This is a genomic window from Pontibacterium sp. (genome assembly GCF_964228735.1).
Classification (GTDB): domain Bacteria; phylum Pseudomonadota; class Gammaproteobacteria; order Pseudomonadales; family Balneatricaceae; genus Pontibacterium.
In genome coordinates this window covers 23080-38955 of the sequence record NZ_CAXRBQ010000071.1, presented here as the reverse complement: position 1 = coordinate 38955, position 15876 = coordinate 23080, and the positions used below count along the sequence as shown (strand labels likewise).

Here is a 15876-nt window from a genome sequence, read left to right as displayed (position 1 = left end):
GTTCTTCAAAGCGATTAAGCAAAATCTGAAAATTAAGGCATTTTTAGGGAGTTCTAAAAATGCAGTGATGACACAGATCTGGATCGCCAGGATCAGCTACCTGCTAGTGGCATATTCTCGTCACTGCGCCAAAAAGGGTTGGACAGTACAACGCATCATGCGGGTACGTCAGGTGAGTTTATTTGAGCGAAAACCACTGGTTGAGCTATTAAATCCAGAGCCACCAGATAAGCAAAAAAGGGATCCTCAACTGAGGATCCCTTTATGATCAAAAACTATGGGACAGCAGTGGCCTCAGGGCGGCCTTTTTTGTGCCTGTGTCTCGTCCTGAATAGCGTTGACCTGCCACAACAGTATTCGCTTTAACTGATCTGCCCCAATTCCGTTTTTTCAACACCCATTAGACTAGGTAATGAGGTGGCTGCTGCGGGTTTGCGTGTGTGAAAATATCGCATCTGAAAACTACTCGTGAAGTCGGTTATCTGCCTCTACAATCAGAGGTTGGACTGCGATTGTTAGAAAGGAGTGCAAGTGAGCTGGTTATTCCCAATCGATAAGCGTGATTTTCCGGGCCGACGCTGGCTGAGCATCACTTTGCGCACGCTCCACCTGATAGGGATCGCCGGGCTGGCGGGAGCCTATTTGTTTCACCTGCCCGAGAGCCAGTGGATGCCCTATCTCTGGATGGCGGTGTTGAGTGGTCTCTTGATGGCGGCGATGGCGGTTTATGTGGACGGTATCTGGCTGCTGCAATTAAGGGGCCAGGCGATCTTTCTTAAACTGCTCCTGCTCTCGACGGTATTCTGGTTGTTTGATGAACCACAGTCAGGCATCTATTTATTGGTGATCCTGATCTCTGGGGTAGTGTCTCATGCACCCGGTAAAGTAAGGTACTATTCACTCTGGCACCGCAAGGTGCTGACCAAAGCGGATCTGATAAACAAGAATTGTGGGGAGTCCTGAACGTATGGTTCTGGAAGCAGCGCCAAGCTGGCAAGAGGGGTTGGCTGTCGAGTTTGAACAGCCGTATATGCTGAACCTGAAGCAGTTTCTGCACGAGCAGAAAACGCAGCGCAAAGTGATCTATCCACATTCGACCAAATGGTTCCATGCTCTGGAAACCACACCGTTGGATCAGGTGAAGGTGGTGATCCTGGGGCAGGACCCGTATCACCAGCCGGATCAGGCGCACGGTCTTTGTTTCTCGGTGCGTCCGGGGATCAAGATTCCACCGTCACTGGTGAATATCTACAAAGAGTTGAACAGCGATCTGGGTGTGGCACCGGTTGGCCATGGTTACCTGGAAAGCTGGGCACAGCAGGGTGTGTTGCTACTGAACAGTGTGCTGACCGTAGAGCAGAGTCAGGCGGCGTCCCACCAGGGGCAGGGTTGGGAGCAGTTTACCGACCGGGTGATCCACCTGGTGAATGAGCGTTGTGAGAACGTGGTGTTCCTATTGTGGGGCAGTTATGCACAGAAAAAAGGGGCGTTTATAGATACCCAGCGCCACCTGGTGCTGAAGGCACCACACCCGTCACCGCTGGCGGCGCACCGTGGTTTCTTCGGTTGTCGTCACTTCAGTCAAGCTAACGACTACCTGCAGCAGCATGGCAAAGCGCCGATCAACTGGCAGTTGCCACCTGAAGCGAATGAAAGCTGAGCAAAAAACGTAGGTTGGCCATCGCGGAGCGATGCCCAACACATCGACGCAACATTGCCCTATGCCTGTTGGGGTTCGCAACCTAGTTGCTTTCCCGGTTCCACGCTGTCTGACGATGAACCATAAAAAACGCCCTGCACTGTAACCAGTCAGGGCGTTTTTTATCTTAGGCTTGAATGCTTAGAGGCGGTTTTTCGCCTCAAACATCTTAGGATCAAGCTCGTATGGCAGTGCTTCAACGCTTGCCACCGGACCGTCCTGTGACTGCAGATGCAGAGTATCGTTGTCGGCCTGTTCCTTGATCACCACTGCCAGCAGTTCGCATTCACCGGCTTCATTGCGCGCAGCAATCACCACCTGGCCGGCATTTTCTTTGCTGTCGCTGAATACGGTGTCGCCCGCCTGGGGCACAGTTTCGCAGGTAGCTTTCAGACGATACATCGGACGTTTCAGCTGGCCACGGTGTTGCAGACGGGTCACGATCTCCTGGCCAGTGTAGCAGCCCTTGGTGAAGCTGACGCCGTCATGGGCCTGCAGGTTGGTCATCTGTGGAATAAAAGCTTCAATGGTCGCCGTGCGCAGATCCGGGATAGCAGCGCGGACTTCGCTGAGCAGCCAGTCGTTGCTGTCGCCCAGCTGGCCCACCGCCAGCAGGTCAGGCAGCAGTGCAACCGCGTCTTCCTGTGGCAGCCACAGTTCGTAGCGACCACCCGGCACGGAGACCAGAGTGCGGTCACCTTGCAGGCTCACGCCGTTGGTTTCTGCTGGCAGTTCCGATACGGCAATCTTCGCCAGCTCTGCAGCGTTTTCACCCTGCAAGCCGATACCTACAACGGCATCCTCCGATTTCGTGATCTCTGCCTTGGAGAAGACGATGTACTTACCCAGCGTCTGAGCGGCGATATCGTGGATATCGTTGTGCAGGCGGAGCATGAAACCATCCGCGATAGTAATTACGCGGAACAGGCTGATCATGTGGCCCTTGATGTTGCAGTGGGACCCCATTGAGCTACCGCTGGCGCGGGTCTGTGCCAGGTCGCAGCTCAGCTGACCCTGCAGGAATTTTTCACTGTCCGGGCCGGTAACAGTAAGAACACGCTGGTGCAGCAGTGGAATAACCGTACCGCCGCTAGCATCGGTGTTCAGGCTGACTGTGTTATCCGCGTTGATCACGGCGCCTTGTGCTTGCAGGCTTTCAATCCAGTTGCTCATAGCTTCTCGTGCATTATCCATCTGATATTCGAGGGCGGAGTGGTTGTGCTCCGCCCTCGAATTTTAGGTCATTTTGTCGCGACCTACAGCCGATAGAATGTAAGGGATTAGGCGGCTGCGCTGTCGTCGTTGCTGTTCTCGGCAGCTGCAGTGCTGGTGGCAATGCGCTCGCCCAGGCGCAGCGGGCTGTCCGCCTGCAGATGATCCTGCCAGTTAACAGCATCTTCACCAAACAGCAGCACCACGGTTGAGCCTAGCTTGAAGCGGCCCATCTCTTCACCTTTCTGCAGGGTGATTGGTTCCTGCGGCTCGGCCTGGAAGGCCGTACGTACAGGTGCTTTGATGCGTGGTGCTTCGTGACCGGACCAGACGGTTTCAATCCCTGCCACGATCATCGCGCCTACCAGTACCATCGCCATAGGACCTCGCTCGGTATCAAAGATAGCCACCAGGCGTTCGTTGCGGGCAAAAAGCTGATCCACGTTGGCGGCAGTGGTCTGGTTGACGGAGTACAGGTCGCCCGGCACATAGATGGTTTCACGCAGCGTGCCGGTGAACGGCATGTGTACGCGGTGATAGTCCTTCGGGGACAGATAGATGGTGGCAAAGGAGCCATTGATAAACTGGTCAGCCAGTTTCTGGTCGCCACCCAGCAGGGTAGCCAGGCCGTAACCACGGCCTTTGGCCTGGAAAATGCGGCCGTGCTCGATATCACCCAGCTGGCTTACAGCGCCATCGGCCGGGCTGACAATCGCGTCGTCCGCTGCATCGATCGGACGGATACCCGGTTTCAGTTCACGGGTGAAGAAGGTGTTGAAGTTTGTATACGCGGTCGGATCTTCAACCAGCGCTTCGGACATGTTGATGTTGTAACGTTTGGCGAACCACTTGATAAAGGTGTTCTTAACCCATGGATTGGTGCATTCCGCGATACGGCCTACAAAACGGGAAATCAGATGCTGCGGCAGGATATGCTGCATCAAGATAAAGAGTGTGTCTTTCAAGGTTGTGTATCCGTTAATGACTGAATTCGGTAGTACGGTTAGAACTGATTACTGTTCGACCGGTGTATCGGGCAGGTTACCCCACTCGAACCAGGAGCCGTCGTAGCAGCGGATCTTCCTGAAGCCCAGGTGTTTGGCTGCCAGATAGGTGAGGCCCGAACGGCGATGGGTCTGGCAGTGCGTGATTACTTCCTTATCGGTGCTGATGCCGAGGCGGTCCAATTCGGCCAGGATCTCAGCAGCAGGGCGTAGGCGGGTGTCGCTGCCCGGAGCAACCATCACATTGGTCCACTCGTACAGGCGGGCGCCGGGAATGTGTCCTCCTTTCTGCGCGTTCACGATCTTCTCACCACGGAATTCCTCGCCGGAGCGGGCATCCCAGATTACGGTGTGTGTATCGCGCAGGTGGTCTTTGATATACGCAACATCGGCTACATAGTCCGTATCGATCTGTGCCGAAAACTGATTGGGTTCGCGGGTGTTTGCGGTTGTTTCCAGAGGTTGGCCCGCTTCAAGCCAAGCGGGTAGCTGGCCGTTCAGGAACGAGCAGTTCTGGTGTCCCACGAGGTTGAGGGTCCAGATCATACGACCCGCCAGTGGGCCCATCTGGTTGTCATAGGTCACCACATGGGTGTCTGCAGTCAGGCCCAGATCAGAGAACAGGGCGCTAAGTTGTTCGGCGGTGGGTAGCTTGTTGGGTACAGGACCGGAACCCAACATCAGTCGGGAGCTATCGACACGCACTGCACCGGGAATATGACCCTGGTTGTAGGTCTCTTCGTCGGACAGATCAATGATCAGCAGGTTAGGATTGGACAGGTTTTCTGCCAATTCTGCTGCTTCGATTACAAGAGGTAAACTCATACAACGGTTCCGAAAATAACTCTATGAACCGCATCATATAGCAAAGTGGCAGGAATCTCAGCTTCCTCAACTGCTCATGGAATTGCTCGTGGTCAGGTTTTTGAAGGCTTGTCCGGCTGCCGTGTAGATATAACGGGTGCGTTTGTTGTGGAAATCGTCGATCGCATGGTCGCGGTTATCCGCATGCACAATCGCCACGGGTTGGTCTCCGTCGAACAGCGACATCAGGATGGCACCGCTCTCCGGGATAAAGCTGTGGTAGCTTTCCGGTAGGGCATTGATGGTCTTTTCACGGGTTTGTGGTGTGATCCAGAGATAACCGGGTTTATCACACAGACGCTTGAAGATACTTGGGATCTCCAGGTCAAAACGGTAGCTGGCCAGGGCGTTGTCTTTTGGTAGGCCGGATGAAAGGGCCGTAGCCATTTGACTGTTGTGCACCCGATGCAGGGTCACGTGGCGCATACCCAGGCCGTCTGCTAGTGCTTTATGTATGCACTGCAGGACATGGCCCTGGGTTTTGATCTTGGGGGAACCCTTGATAAAGGCGACCGCCAGCTTCTTGAACAGCTCTTCGTTCTTAAACTCGATCTCCACCGGCGCATAGGCCGTACGGATAATTTCCTGTTCTTCCGGACGGGAACGCAGGCGTATCTGCTCAACCGACGGTCGTGGACACTCGATCACCACGCTTTTCAATTCTTTAGGGGTGATCTTGTAGCTTGGTACCAGGTCCGACTCGAGCATAATGAGTTCGGTTGCGTGGGAGAGGGTGCCTGGCACATTGTAGATACGGGCGGCGGTGGCGCAGTTCTGATGCAGTTTGCCTACGACCTCGGCGGTGTGTTCGCACAGGTAGTCGCTAATGATCATGCTCAGCTGTTTGGTCTTTTTCTGACGCCAGCCAAACGCAGCGGTGATCGCCAACCAGTTGGAGAGTTTGACCGGGAAGTACTTTTGCTGCACCAGGTGGTTCAGTTCACGGCGCTCTTCATCGTCGATGGTTGGATCTTTCAGGGAGCGGCGATGCATCAGGTCGATAATGTCGCGACCCGGGGACGTTTCATGATCCAGGCTTTCGATCACCAGTTCCGGCAGGCCCCACTCCATCGCCAGATCGTGTGAGATCTGCTGGATGGTACAACCCAGCACGTCGGTTTCCGCCAGCACAACATCCACGTCTTTCTCGCGAATCTTCTGGTGGATCAGGCTCATGTGCAGTGGTGCGTGCAGCCACATCATCCAGTGGCCAATACCGTAGAGCAATGCTGCCAGCTGTAGCTCTTCGGCAAAGACGTTGCCTTTGCCCTTCAGCCATTCGCGTACCTGAATGGAGGCGTGGTGGCTGTTGGCGGTGGAACGGAAGAAAAGTTTGTGGGAGACCGAGCCCGCGTTCAGGCGGATCAGCTCCAGCTGTTCGATGGTCTGCTGGATACGGTCAAAGCCGAGGGAGTGCACCGCGTGTTCGATGCTGGTCACGGCAGAGCCTTTTTCACTGTGCAGTTTGTTGGCCACACGTACCAGGTGCAGGCAGACCACCGGGTCTGATTTGATCAGATTGCAAAGCGTCTGCAGGGTGGTGGCGTCACTCTCCACAGCTTGTAACAGGCGCTGCTTAACGCTGCCGCGCACCGGCAGAGTCTTATCTTTCAGATAATGGATCCAGCCGCCCAGATCCTGTGGCGATTCCTGCAAACTCATCGGCCTTCGTCCGTTGCTCAACTGCCCTCGGTTACTATGGCGCTCTACTGCTCATCCAGTGACGCGAGGATGTGCCTGAAGCTCTGCCAGCGTGCTTCACTGATTTTGCCTTCCGCAATGGCATCTTTCAGTGCACAGCCCGGTTCCTGTTCGTGTTTGCAATCACGGAACCGACAGTGCCCGGTGTGTTCTCGTAGCTCCCTGAAGCCATCGATCAACTGATCAGGATCGATATGCCAGAGTCCAAATTCGCGTATCCCTGGTGAATCTATCAGGTCACCACCGTCAGGGAAATGAAAAAGACGGGCTGTTGTGGTGGTGTGACGGCCCTTGCGTGTCTGTTCCGACAGCTCACCTACCTTTAGATCGACACCTGGCAGCAAAACATTAATTAAAGATGACTTACCGACGCCAGATTGACCAACAAAAACGCTGATGCGGTCTTTCAGGTGGGTCTTCAGTTCATTGAGGCCGTCCTGGGTGGAAGAGGAAGCGTGCAGGACGCGGTAACCGATGCTTTGGTAGCGCTCCAGCATGGTATCGATGCGCTTGCGGTTTTTGTCGGTGAGCAGGTCTGTTTTGTTGAGCAGGATAACCGGCTCGATACCGCTCAGCTCGGCGGCGACCAGATAGCGGTCGATCAGGTTGGCATGTGCCAGTGGTTCTACTGCGATGGTGAGTACGATGTAGTCGATGTTGGCTGCCACCGGTTTCATTTCGCCGTAAGGGTTCGGGCGTACCAGCTCGGTTTTGCGGTCCAGCTTGGCTACCACCACACCGCCGTCGGGATTAGCACGCCAGATTACGCGGTCACCGGTCACCAGTTGTCCCAGGTTGGTGCGCATATGGCAACGGATGATCTCGCCCTGGCGTTCGCCTTCGCTGGCTTCCACGTCGACCTGGCGGCCAAAGTGGGAGATGATCAGGCCGTGTTGCTCGGGGCCCAGGTCACCACCGTCCAGCTGCTCGTCAATCGAGGCATCTTTTTTGGCGGCGCGTGCGGCGCGCTCATCTTGAATTTTCTGTATACGCCAGGCCTGGCGGCGGGTCAGTTTACGTTTTGCCATGCAACAGCTGTGGACTACCTATTTGTCTTGGGATCGGTCTGCCGGGCCAGGAACAGACGATGCAAACTACAATTTCGTCTATTGTCGGGGTGGCTAAACCACTAAGCTAAGGTATTCTAACCCATAGAAAAATATTAACGAGCCTTTTGGTACGGCGGGGATAATTACAAAAATCCGTGGTGCCGGTCAGGGAAGGCTAAATAATCGAGTGGAGGATGTGACGGCGTGCGTAACAGCAACCTGGTTTGGATCGATCTGGAGATGACGGGCCTGGACCCGGACAACGATTACATCATCGAGATCGCCACCATCGTAACCGATGCCAATCTGAACATTATCGCAGAGGGGCCAACCATGGCGATCCATCAGCCGGACTCAGTGCTGGACGCGATGGATGAGTGGTGTACCAATCAGCACGGTAAATCCGGCCTGACCCAGCGAGTAAAAGACAGCACCATCAATGAGCGCGAAGCGGAACAGCGTACCATCGAGTTCCTGCTGGAGCATGTGGATAAAGGTGCCTCCCCGATCTGTGGTAACAGCATCGGTCAGGACCGCCGTTTCCTATACCGCCATATGCCGGAGCTGGAGAGTTTCTTCCACTACCGCAATCTGGATGTAAGCACCATCAAAGAGATTGCCCGCCGTTGGCGACCGGAAGTGCTGGATGGTGTACAGAAAAAAGGTTCGCACCTGGCACTGGATGATATCCGTGACTCCATTGAGGAGCTGCGCCACTACCGCGAAGTTTTCTTTAAGCTCGAAGCTTAATGTAGAAGGTTTAGTCCTTTACCCGTCTCACACCCGGATGAGACAGAATCGGCAGCGGCTGGGGCGTATCTCCCTGCTGCAGCCGGTCGAGCGCCCAACGTACATGCTCTTGTACAACCTCTGACGGATGATCCAGTTTGGTGTTTAGCGCCGAGATCACCGTTTCTCCGCCCAGACCATTTCCCAGCGCCACTGCGATATTGCGCAGCCAGCCCTCGTGGCCGGTACGACGGATTGCTGAGCCTTCGGTCCGTTTCAGGAAGGTCTCCTCATCCCAGTTGAACAGTTCAAGCAGGTCTGCATCGTCCAGGTCGTTTCGCGGGTAGAAGTCCGCTTCCTGGGTGAAGTGGGAGAAGCGGTTCCAGGGACAGATCATCTGGCAATCGTCGCAGCCAAAGATGCGGTTGCCCATCTTGCTGCGAAGTTCTTCGGGGATGTTGCCCTTTAACTCGATGGTTAGGTAAGAGATGCAGCGGCTGCCGTCCAATACGCCCGGCTGTGGAAAGGCCTCTGTCGGACAGACATCGATACAGGCGGTGCAGCGACCGCAGTGGTTTTCGAGTTCCGGAGGATCGATTGGCAGAGGCAGGTCGATAAACAGTTCACCCAGCAGAAACCAGGAGCCTGCTTCGCGGTTGAGCACCAGGCCGTGTTTGCCAATCCAGCCGATACCCGCTTTCTGCGCCAGCGGGCGTTCCAGTACCGGGGCGCTGTCCACAAATGCACGGTAGCCTAGTTCGTCGACCTGCTCGGCGATGCGCTTGCCCAACTGGGTCAGGCGCTTGCGCATCAGCTTGTGGTAGTCGCGACCCAGGGTATAACGGGCTACATAGCCCTTGTCGGAATTGCTCAGGGTATCCAGCTTGCGGGTGTTTTCCGGCATATAGTCCATACGTACACAGATGATACGTTGGGTGCCCGGCACCAGCAGGGTCGGATCTAGCCGTTTTTCGAAGTGGTTGTTCAGGTAGTCCATCTGCCCCTGATAACCCGCGTCCAACCAGGCTTTGAGATTATCCCCGTGCTCGCTCAGGTCGGGTGTGGTGATACCGCACTGCTGGAACCCCAGCTCCTGCGCCCAGGTCTTTATATCCTGGGCGAGTTGGTTAAGTTGTTCTGGGGCTGAAGATGGCATAGTGGTTGCTGCTGTTGCTCGGACTTATGATGCTCGGACTAACGTTGTTTAGCTTGCGTTGATTTATAATGAGGCAGGAACACTGATATATCCGCACCACTGTAATCTGTACTGGAGTCTGAACCATGTCACTCGACCGAACCAAACTGCCGGCCACATTATACACGGCTGAGCAGAGCCGCGCCCTTGACCGTACGGCTATCGAACAATTTGGGATTCCGGGTTTCAAATTGATGCAGCGTGCGGGGCATGCGGCGTTTGTGGTGCTGCAAGAGCGCTGGTCTGATCTGGAACGGCTGACTTTGTTGTGTGGTGGCGGTAACAACGGCGGCGACGGTTTTGTGATGGCCGTGCTGGCGAAAACCCGCGGTATCGACGTGCAGGTTATCTGTCTGGGTGATGATGGTTTTGCAGATCGCCTACGCGGTGAAGCGCTGGAAGCATGGCGCTGGATGTTGGAACAGAATATCGATGTGGAATATTACCGCCCGGGAATGCCGTTCACCGGTGATGTGGTGGTAGATGCCATGTTGGGTACCGGTCTCGGTGGCGAAGTGCGCGGCAGCGCACGGCAGGCGATCGATCAGTTGAATCGCAGCGGCAAGCCGGTCCTGGCCGTAGATATCCCGTCTGGACTGTGCACTGATACCGGTTCTGTGTTGGGCAGTGCGGTCTGTGCCGATTGCACAGTCACCTTTATTGGTGTGAAGCAGGGCTTATTGACCCACGAAGCAGTGGACCATGTTGGTCAGCTCTATTTCGATAACCTGAAACTGCCGGAAGAGGTGTACGAACAGGTACCTGTGAATGCCTTCCGCACGTCCCGCAGTGATCGGGAAGAGCTGTTGCCTGGCCGTGCTCGATCAGCCCACAAGGGTACAAATGGCCGGGTGCTGATTGTAGGTGGTGATCTGGGCATGGGTGGTGCTGCCTTGATGGCTGCGGAAGCGACCGCTCGCACTGGCGCCGGCTTGATCACGCTTGCTACGCGACCTGAACATGTTCCCGCGGCCCTGGTGCGTATTCCTGAGGTGATGACACACGGGATAAGCAGTGCAGGACAGCTGGAGCCAATGCTGAAAAATGCTGATGTGATCGTAGTGGGTCCCGGCCTGGGGCAGGGTGCCTGGGGACAGGCGATGCTGCAGCGGATTCTGGCGACAGATAATCCGCTGGTGGTGGATGCGGATGCTCTGAACCTGATCTGTCAGTGGGATGTTGAGCGCTTCAGCAGGGATAACTGGATACTGACCCCACACCCGGGCGAAGCCGGACGTTTGCTCGACAGCCCTGTATCGGATCTGCAGGAAGACCGTTTCCTGGCAATTGAACGTCTGCAGCGAGCCTGCGGTGGTACCGTGGTGTTGAAAGGAGCTGGATCGCTGGTGACCGACGGCGATGCACTGTATCTGTGTGATAAAGGCAATCCGGGCATGGCGACCGGTGGGATGGGCGATGTACTTTCGGGTATCATAGGCGCCTTGTGGGCGCAGGGACTGAGAACGGTCGATGCAGCACGTATGGGGGTGTACCTTCATGCGATGGCCGCCGATCGCGTTGCTGAGTACCAGGGCGAACGTGGTATGGTGGCGACCGACCTGATCACAGCGCTGCCCCATGTGATCAACGGACAGTAGCCTTAATGTAAATTTAGTAGCCTTAACGGAACATAGAGTTCAGATGCAGTATCAGCGAGTGTTAGCCGACGAAGCGGCGATGGTGGCTTTTGGCAGCGATCTGGCAAAAGCCAGCAAAGGCCAGGGCGTGGTATTCCTGCAGGGAGACCTGGGAATGGGGAAAACTACCCTATGTCGTGGGGTGTTGCAGGCGTTTGGACATACAGGTGCGGTTAAGAGTCCGACCTATACGCTGGTGGAACCCTACGAGCTGGCCGAGAATATGGTCTACCATTTTGACCTGTATCGTCTGGCGGACCCGGAAGAGCTTGAGTATCTGGGTATTCGTGATTATTTTGACAATCAGGCACTGTGTCTGATTGAGTGGCCCGATAAGGGCGCGGGGATCCTGCCAAAACCCGATCTGACGTTGTCCATCACTGTTGAAGGGCAGGGGCGACGCATCGAATGGCAACCGGAGACTCAGTTTGGCCAGCAGTTGGCCGATAAACTCTTGGAGCAAACAACGTAAAAGATCAGGATGACGGCTTTTCTGACAGGTTTTAGAACAGTATTGCTGCTGATACTCTGCTTCGGCGTGTCAGCGGTGCATGCGGCAAATGTAAAGAATGTGCGTATCTGGTTGGCACCGGATCATGCACGTCTGGTGTTTGACCTGTCCGGTCCTGCGGATCACAAAATCTTTACCCTGAAGAAGCCGGATCGCATCGTACTCGATGTGGATTCCTCCACCATGAGTGCCGATATCTCCAAACTGGCGCTCAGCAAAAGCCCGATCAAGCAGATTCGCAAAGGCAAAAACGGTAAGCAACTGCGTATCGTGCTGGACATGAAGCGCGCGGTGCGACCAAAGAGTTTTGCTCTGAAGCCGAATCAGCAATACGGTCACCGTCTGGTGGTCGATCTCTACGATGAAGACAAACCGCAGGTGGTGAAAAAGGCGGTGTATAAACCGCAGTCGACCGGCAAAGTGCGCGACATTATTGTTTCGATCGATGCCGGTCATGGCGGCGATGACCCGGGAGCTATCGGACCCGGCCGCGTGCGTGAGAAGGATGTCGTGCTGGCAATCGCCAAGGACCTTAAAAAACTATTCGACAAAACTCCGGGTTACAAAGCGGTGTTAACCCGCAGCAGCGACTACTACATCAGCCTACGCGGCCGTACCAAAAAAGCCCGTAAGCAGAACGCTGATCTGTTTGTTTCCATCCACGCGGATGCCTTTAAAGACGCCCGTGCCCGCGGGGCATCGGTGTGGGTGTTGTCGCCGCGTGGCGCATCCAGTGAAGTGGGCCGCTGGCTGGCGCGCAAAGAGAACAGCGCCGACCTGATCGGTGGTGTGGGCAGTGTGAGCCTGGAAGACAAGGACGACGTACTGGCCGGTGTGTTGCTGGATATGTCGATGACCGCCAGCCGTTCCGACAGCCGCCAGGTGGCCAAGAACATTCACAAGAACATCTCCCGCTTTGCCCGTATGCACAAGCCTACGGTGGAGCAGGCGGGTTTTGTGGTACTGAAATCACCGGATATTCCATCATTGCTGGTGGAAACCGGCTTTATCTCCAACCCGGGCGAAGCGAAAAAGCTGAAAACGCGCAGCTATCAGCGGCAGATGGCCAAGGCGATTCACGCTGGGATTACCTCCCATTTTGCCCGTAAGCCGCCGATGATGACCTACGTTGCTGAGGCGCAAACATCTTCACCTTCCGCACGCACCTACAAAGTTGTGCGGGGTGATACCCTGTCTGTGATCGCATCACGTAACGGCGTACCGCTGAAAGCGCTACGCGACGCCAACAAACTGACCACTGACCGTATCCGTGTGGGTCAGGTGCTGCGAATTCCTTCGAGTTAATCCAGGTTCCCTACATGAAACGAATCCATCTGCTTTCGCCGCGGCTGGCCAACCAGATTGCGGCGGGTGAGGTTGTTGAACGCCCCGCATCCGTTGTTAAAGAATTGCTGGAAAACAGCATCGATTCCGGCGCAGATAAGGTCGACCTGGAGATCGAACAGGGCGGCGTGAAGCTGATCCGTATCCGTGATAACGGCGGTGGTATCGCCAAGGACGATCTGCCGTTGGCGCTGAGTCGTCACGCAACCTCCAAGATCTATGAGCTGGAAGATCTCGAAGCGGTTTCAACCTTGGGCTTCCGCGGTGAGGCGTTGGCGAGTATCAGTTCCGTGTCACGTTTGACCATGACCTCCCGTCAGGCAGGGGGGGATGCCGCGTGGCAGGTGCAGACCGAAGGGCGTGAGATGGATTCGGTGCTGGCTCCGGCCGCGCACCCCGAAGGTACAACGGTGGAGATGCGTGACCTGTTCTTCAATACACCGGCACGCCGCAAGTTTCTGAAAACAGAAAAGACGGAATTTAAGCACCTGGAAGAAGTCGTAAAACGTCAGGCCCTGGCCCGCTTTGATGTGGGTTTCCAGCTGCGCCACAACGGTAAGGTGATCCATCAGTTGCGCCAGGCAGCCAGCGAGATCGAACGCGAGCGCCGTATTGCCTCCGTGTGTGGTTCCGCCTTTGTGGATAACGCCATGAAAGTGGATATGGAAGCGGCGGCGTCCGGGTTACGTCTGTGGGGTTGGATCGGTATGCCAACCTTCTCCCGCAGTCAGGCGGATCTGCAGTACTTCTTTGTGAACGGTCGTATTATTCGCGATAAGGTAGTCTCCCATGCGGTACGTCAGGCGTATCAGGATGTGCTCTACCATGGGCGTCATCCGGCCTATGTGCTGTATCTGGAGCTGGATCCGGCGCTGGTGGACGTGAACGTACACCCGACCAAGCATGAAGTGCGCTTCCGTGAAAGTCGCCTGGTGCATGACTTCCTGTTCCGCACCATCCATCGGGTCATTGCCGATGCGCGGCCGGACGAGCAGGTTGCGGCACAGTCCACCCCAGCAGGCAATCTGAGCAGCCCGGCCGGTCAGGTGCCGGACAGTTCACAACCTGCGCCGATGACCTTTGAGCAGGGGCGGATGTCATTTAATGCGTCTCCGCGTCCAACAGCCGGAGGTGTTGCCGACCAGATTGGGCGTTATGCATCCCTGCATCCGGATAGTGACCAAGATGCTCAGGTTGTCGCGCCAGCTTTATCGCAATCTGTTGAAACTCCCGCCGCCTTTGCGCAGCCAATGACTGGCTCGGCCGCTGCGGCACCGGTTATGCCCGAAAGCAACGGCGAGCAGTGCCCACCACTGGGTTATGCCGTGGCGCAGATGCACGGTATCTATATCCTCGCGCAAAACGAGCAGGGTATGGTGATCGTGGATATGCATGCGGCGCACGAACGTATCGTCTATGAACGCATGAAAAAAGCCTACGAGACCGAAGTGGTGCGCAGCCAGCCGCTGTTAGTACCACTGAGCATGGCCGTGAGTCAGCGTGAAGCGGATTGCGCCGATGAGCAGCAAGAGGTATTCAAGCGCCTGGGCTTCGAGCTGGCACGTATGGGGGAAGAAACCCTGGTGATCCGTCAGGTGCCCGTGTCGCTGGCCAAAGGTAATGTCGAGCAGCTGGTGCGGGATGTGCTGGCGGATATGCTGGTGTACGGTGTGAGTAACCGAATTGAAAACCATATCAACGAACTGCTGGCGACCATGGCGTGTCATGGTGCCGTACGTGCAAACCGTCAGCTGACCGTTCCCGAGATGAACGCACTGCTGCGGGATATGGAGATGACAGAACGTAGCGGTCAGTGTAACCACGGCCGCCCAACCTGGACTCAGCTGAGTATGGCTGATCTGGACAAGCTCTTTATGCGAGGTCAGTAAGTTGAGCAGTACCCAACTTCCGATAGTTTTTCTGATGGGGCCGACCGCGTCCGGTAAAACCGCACTGGCGATGGAACTCTACGACCGCTTGCCGTGTGAGATTGTGAGCGTGGATTCGGCGATGATCTATCGGGATATGAATATCGGTACCGCCAAGCCGGATGCGGAGATGCTGGCCCGATACCCGCATCGTCTGATCGACCTGCGTGACCCGGCTGAAGCCTATTCGGCGGCGGATTTTCGTAGCGATGCTCTGGCCGAGATCGAGCGTATTCACAAAGCGGGAAAAATTCCGTTGCTGACCGGCGGAACTATGCTCTATTTCCATGCTCTACTGAACGGGCTGGCCAACTTGCCGGAGGCTGATCCTGTCGTTCGTAAACGGATTGAGGACGAAGCCGCGGAAAAGGGCTGGGCTGCAATCCATGCTCGCCTGGCTGAGGTGGATCCGCAATCGGCCGAGCGTTTGAACCCGAACGATTCACAGCGTCTGCAACGTGCACTGGAAGTGTACGAGATTACCGGTCGCTCCATGACCGAACTCTGGGCTGAGCAGCAGGCGCAAAAGCTGGATAGCCCGGTGATCTCGCTTTCAGTGATGCCGCCCGAGCGCTCTGTGCTGCATGAACGTATTGAGCAGCGCTTCGATATCATGCTGGAGCAGGGCTTTGAAGCGGAAGTGCGTGCATTGTGGGAGCGTGGTGACCTGGAGCTGTCGATGCCATCGGTTCGTTGTGTTGGTTATCGCCAAATGTGGGAGTATTTTTCCGGACAATGGGATTATGAAACCATGCGCTACAAAGGGATTGTAGCGACCCGCCAGTTAGCAAAAAGACAGATTACCTGGCTACGAAGTTGGGAAAATCTGAACTGGTTGGATACAAATGATCGAGATATTACGGATAAAGCCTTGAAATTGGTTAACTCGGTCATTATATAATGACAGGCTGGCTGCTAAAAAATGTGCCTGTGGTCTAAAATGCAGGTGTTTTGTAGTACAGCCGTAAAAAATTATAAACAAATATATAACGAAAATTTTTTC

14 protein-coding genes and 1 pseudogene are annotated in these 15876 nt (G+C 55.5%); 9 read left to right on the top strand and 6 right to left on the bottom strand.

Translation table 11 applies throughout. The features are described 5' to 3' along the window. The 3 genes and pseudogenes from ACEQ15_RS07580 to ung form a co-directional block, all read left to right on the top strand. Positions 1 to 268 (top strand): annotated as a pseudogene (locus ACEQ15_RS07580) (IS4 family transposase); the annotation flags it as partial. Positions 269 to 531: 263 nt separating this feature from the next. After that, positions 532 to 963 (top strand): hypothetical protein, encoded by a 432-nt coding sequence (locus tag ACEQ15_RS07575; protein ID WP_370278508.1) that lies wholly within the window; start codon positions 532 to 534, stop codon positions 961 to 963. 4 nt (positions 964 to 967) lie between these two features. Then, positions 968 to 1660, top strand: coding sequence for a uracil-DNA glycosylase (gene ung / locus ACEQ15_RS07570; RefSeq protein WP_370278507.1), 693 nt, complete (start codon positions 968 to 970; stop codon positions 1658 to 1660). Positions 1661 to 1840: 180 nt separating this feature from the next. Here the strand turns inward: ung and ACEQ15_RS07565 are convergent, their stop codons facing one another. The 5 genes from ACEQ15_RS07565 to rsgA form a co-directional block, all read right to left on the bottom strand. After that, a complete protein-coding gene (locus ACEQ15_RS07565; protein WP_370278506.1) occupies positions 1841 to 2872 on the bottom strand; it encodes a folate-binding protein YgfZ in 1032 nt (343 codons plus the stop codon). Positions 2873 to 2979: 107 nt separating this feature from the next. After that, positions 2980 to 3876 (bottom strand): archaetidylserine decarboxylase, encoded by an 897-nt coding sequence (gene asd / locus ACEQ15_RS07560; protein ID WP_370278505.1) that lies wholly within the window; start codon positions 3874 to 3876, stop codon positions 2980 to 2982. Positions 3877 to 3924: 48 nt separating this feature from the next. Next, on the bottom strand, positions 3925 to 4740 hold the full coding sequence (locus tag ACEQ15_RS07555) for a sulfurtransferase (RefSeq protein WP_370278504.1): 816 nt from the start codon (positions 4738 to 4740) through the stop codon (positions 3925 to 3927). A gap of 66 nt (positions 4741 to 4806) precedes the next feature. After that, a complete protein-coding gene (locus ACEQ15_RS07550; protein ID WP_370278503.1) occupies positions 4807 to 6441 on the bottom strand; it encodes an HDOD domain-containing protein in 1635 nt (544 codons plus the stop codon). A gap of 44 nt (positions 6442 to 6485) precedes the next feature. Next, the gene (gene rsgA, locus ACEQ15_RS07545) at positions 6486 to 7508 is read right to left on the bottom strand and encodes a small ribosomal subunit biogenesis GTPase RsgA (protein ID WP_370278502.1); all 1023 of its coding nucleotides are present in this window, start codon (positions 7506 to 7508) and stop codon (positions 6486 to 6488) included. Between the two features lie 225 nt (positions 7509 to 7733). On the opposite strand from rsgA, the gene orn reads away from it, so the two are divergent. Then, a complete protein-coding gene (orn, locus tag ACEQ15_RS07540) occupies positions 7734 to 8279 on the top strand; it encodes an oligoribonuclease (RefSeq protein ID WP_370278501.1) in 546 nt (181 codons plus the stop codon). 10 nt (positions 8280 to 8289) lie between these two features. On the opposite strand, the gene queG is transcribed toward orn, so the two are convergent. After that, positions 8290 to 9414, bottom strand: a complete 1125-nt coding sequence (gene queG, locus ACEQ15_RS07535) for a tRNA epoxyqueuosine(34) reductase QueG (RefSeq protein WP_370278500.1) — start codon at positions 9412 to 9414, stop codon at positions 8290 to 8292. 125 nt (positions 9415 to 9539) lie between these two features. Here queG and ACEQ15_RS07530 point away from each other — a divergent pair, with 125 nt between their 5' ends. Genes ACEQ15_RS07530 through miaA form a run of 5 tightly spaced genes read left to right on the top strand, consistent with a single transcriptional unit; the run spans position 9540 to position 15774 of the window. Further along, entirely contained in the window at positions 9540 to 11051 is a 1512-nt protein-coding gene (locus ACEQ15_RS07530) for an NAD(P)H-hydrate dehydratase (RefSeq protein WP_370278499.1), read from the top strand. 43 nt (positions 11052 to 11094) lie between these two features. Further along, positions 11095 to 11562 (top strand): tRNA (adenosine(37)-N6)-threonylcarbamoyltransferase complex ATPase subunit type 1 TsaE, encoded by a 468-nt coding sequence (tsaE, locus tag ACEQ15_RS07525; RefSeq protein WP_370278498.1) that lies wholly within the window; start codon positions 11095 to 11097, stop codon positions 11560 to 11562. 9 nt (positions 11563 to 11571) lie between these two features. After that, entirely contained in the window at positions 11572 to 12906 is a 1335-nt protein-coding gene (locus tag ACEQ15_RS07520) for an N-acetylmuramoyl-L-alanine amidase (RefSeq protein WP_370278497.1), read from the top strand. 14 nt (positions 12907 to 12920) lie between these two features. After that, entirely contained in the window at positions 12921 to 14834 is a 1914-nt protein-coding gene (gene mutL, locus ACEQ15_RS07515; RefSeq protein ID WP_370278496.1) for a DNA mismatch repair endonuclease MutL, read from the top strand. 34 nt (positions 14835 to 14868) lie between these two features. Next, the gene (gene miaA, locus ACEQ15_RS07510) at positions 14869 to 15774 is read left to right on the top strand and encodes a tRNA (adenosine(37)-N6)-dimethylallyltransferase MiaA (protein ID WP_370278510.1); all 906 of its coding nucleotides are present in this window, start codon (positions 14869 to 14871) and stop codon (positions 15772 to 15774) included. Positions 15775 to 15876: the final 102 nt, after the last annotated feature.

Excerpts from the sequence above, each read along its gene's own strand:
- ung (WP_370278507.1), top strand. The coding sequence starts at position 968 with ATGGTTCTGGAAGCAGCGCCAAGCTGGCAAGAGGGGTTGGCTGTCGAG.
- ACEQ15_RS07565 (WP_370278506.1), bottom strand. The coding sequence starts at position 2,872 with ATGAGCAACTGGATTGAAAGCCTGCAAGCACAAGGCGCCGTGATCAAC.
- ACEQ15_RS07555 (WP_370278504.1), bottom strand. The coding sequence starts at position 4,740 with ATGAGTTTACCTCTTGTAATCGAAGCAGCAGAATTGGCAGAAAACCTG.
- ACEQ15_RS07550 (WP_370278503.1), bottom strand. The coding sequence starts at position 6,441 with ATGAGTTTGCAGGAATCGCCACAGGATCTGGGCGGCTGGATCCATTAT.
- rsgA (WP_370278502.1), bottom strand. The coding sequence starts at position 7,508 with ATGGCAAAACGTAAACTGACCCGCCGCCAGGCCTGGCGTATACAGAAA.
- queG (WP_370278500.1), bottom strand. The coding sequence starts at position 9,414 with ATGCCATCTTCAGCCCCAGAACAACTTAACCAACTCGCCCAGGATATA.
- ACEQ15_RS07530 (WP_370278499.1), top strand. The coding sequence starts at position 9,540 with ATGTCACTCGACCGAACCAAACTGCCGGCCACATTATACACGGCTGAG.
- tsaE (WP_370278498.1), top strand. The coding sequence starts at position 11,095 with ATGCAGTATCAGCGAGTGTTAGCCGACGAAGCGGCGATGGTGGCTTTT.
- ACEQ15_RS07520 (WP_370278497.1), top strand. The coding sequence starts at position 11,572 with ATGACGGCTTTTCTGACAGGTTTTAGAACAGTATTGCTGCTGATACTC.
- mutL (WP_370278496.1), top strand. The coding sequence starts at position 12,921 with ATGAAACGAATCCATCTGCTTTCGCCGCGGCTGGCCAACCAGATTGCG.
- miaA (WP_370278510.1), top strand. The coding sequence starts at position 14,869 with ATGGGGCCGACCGCGTCCGGTAAAACCGCACTGGCGATGGAACTCTAC.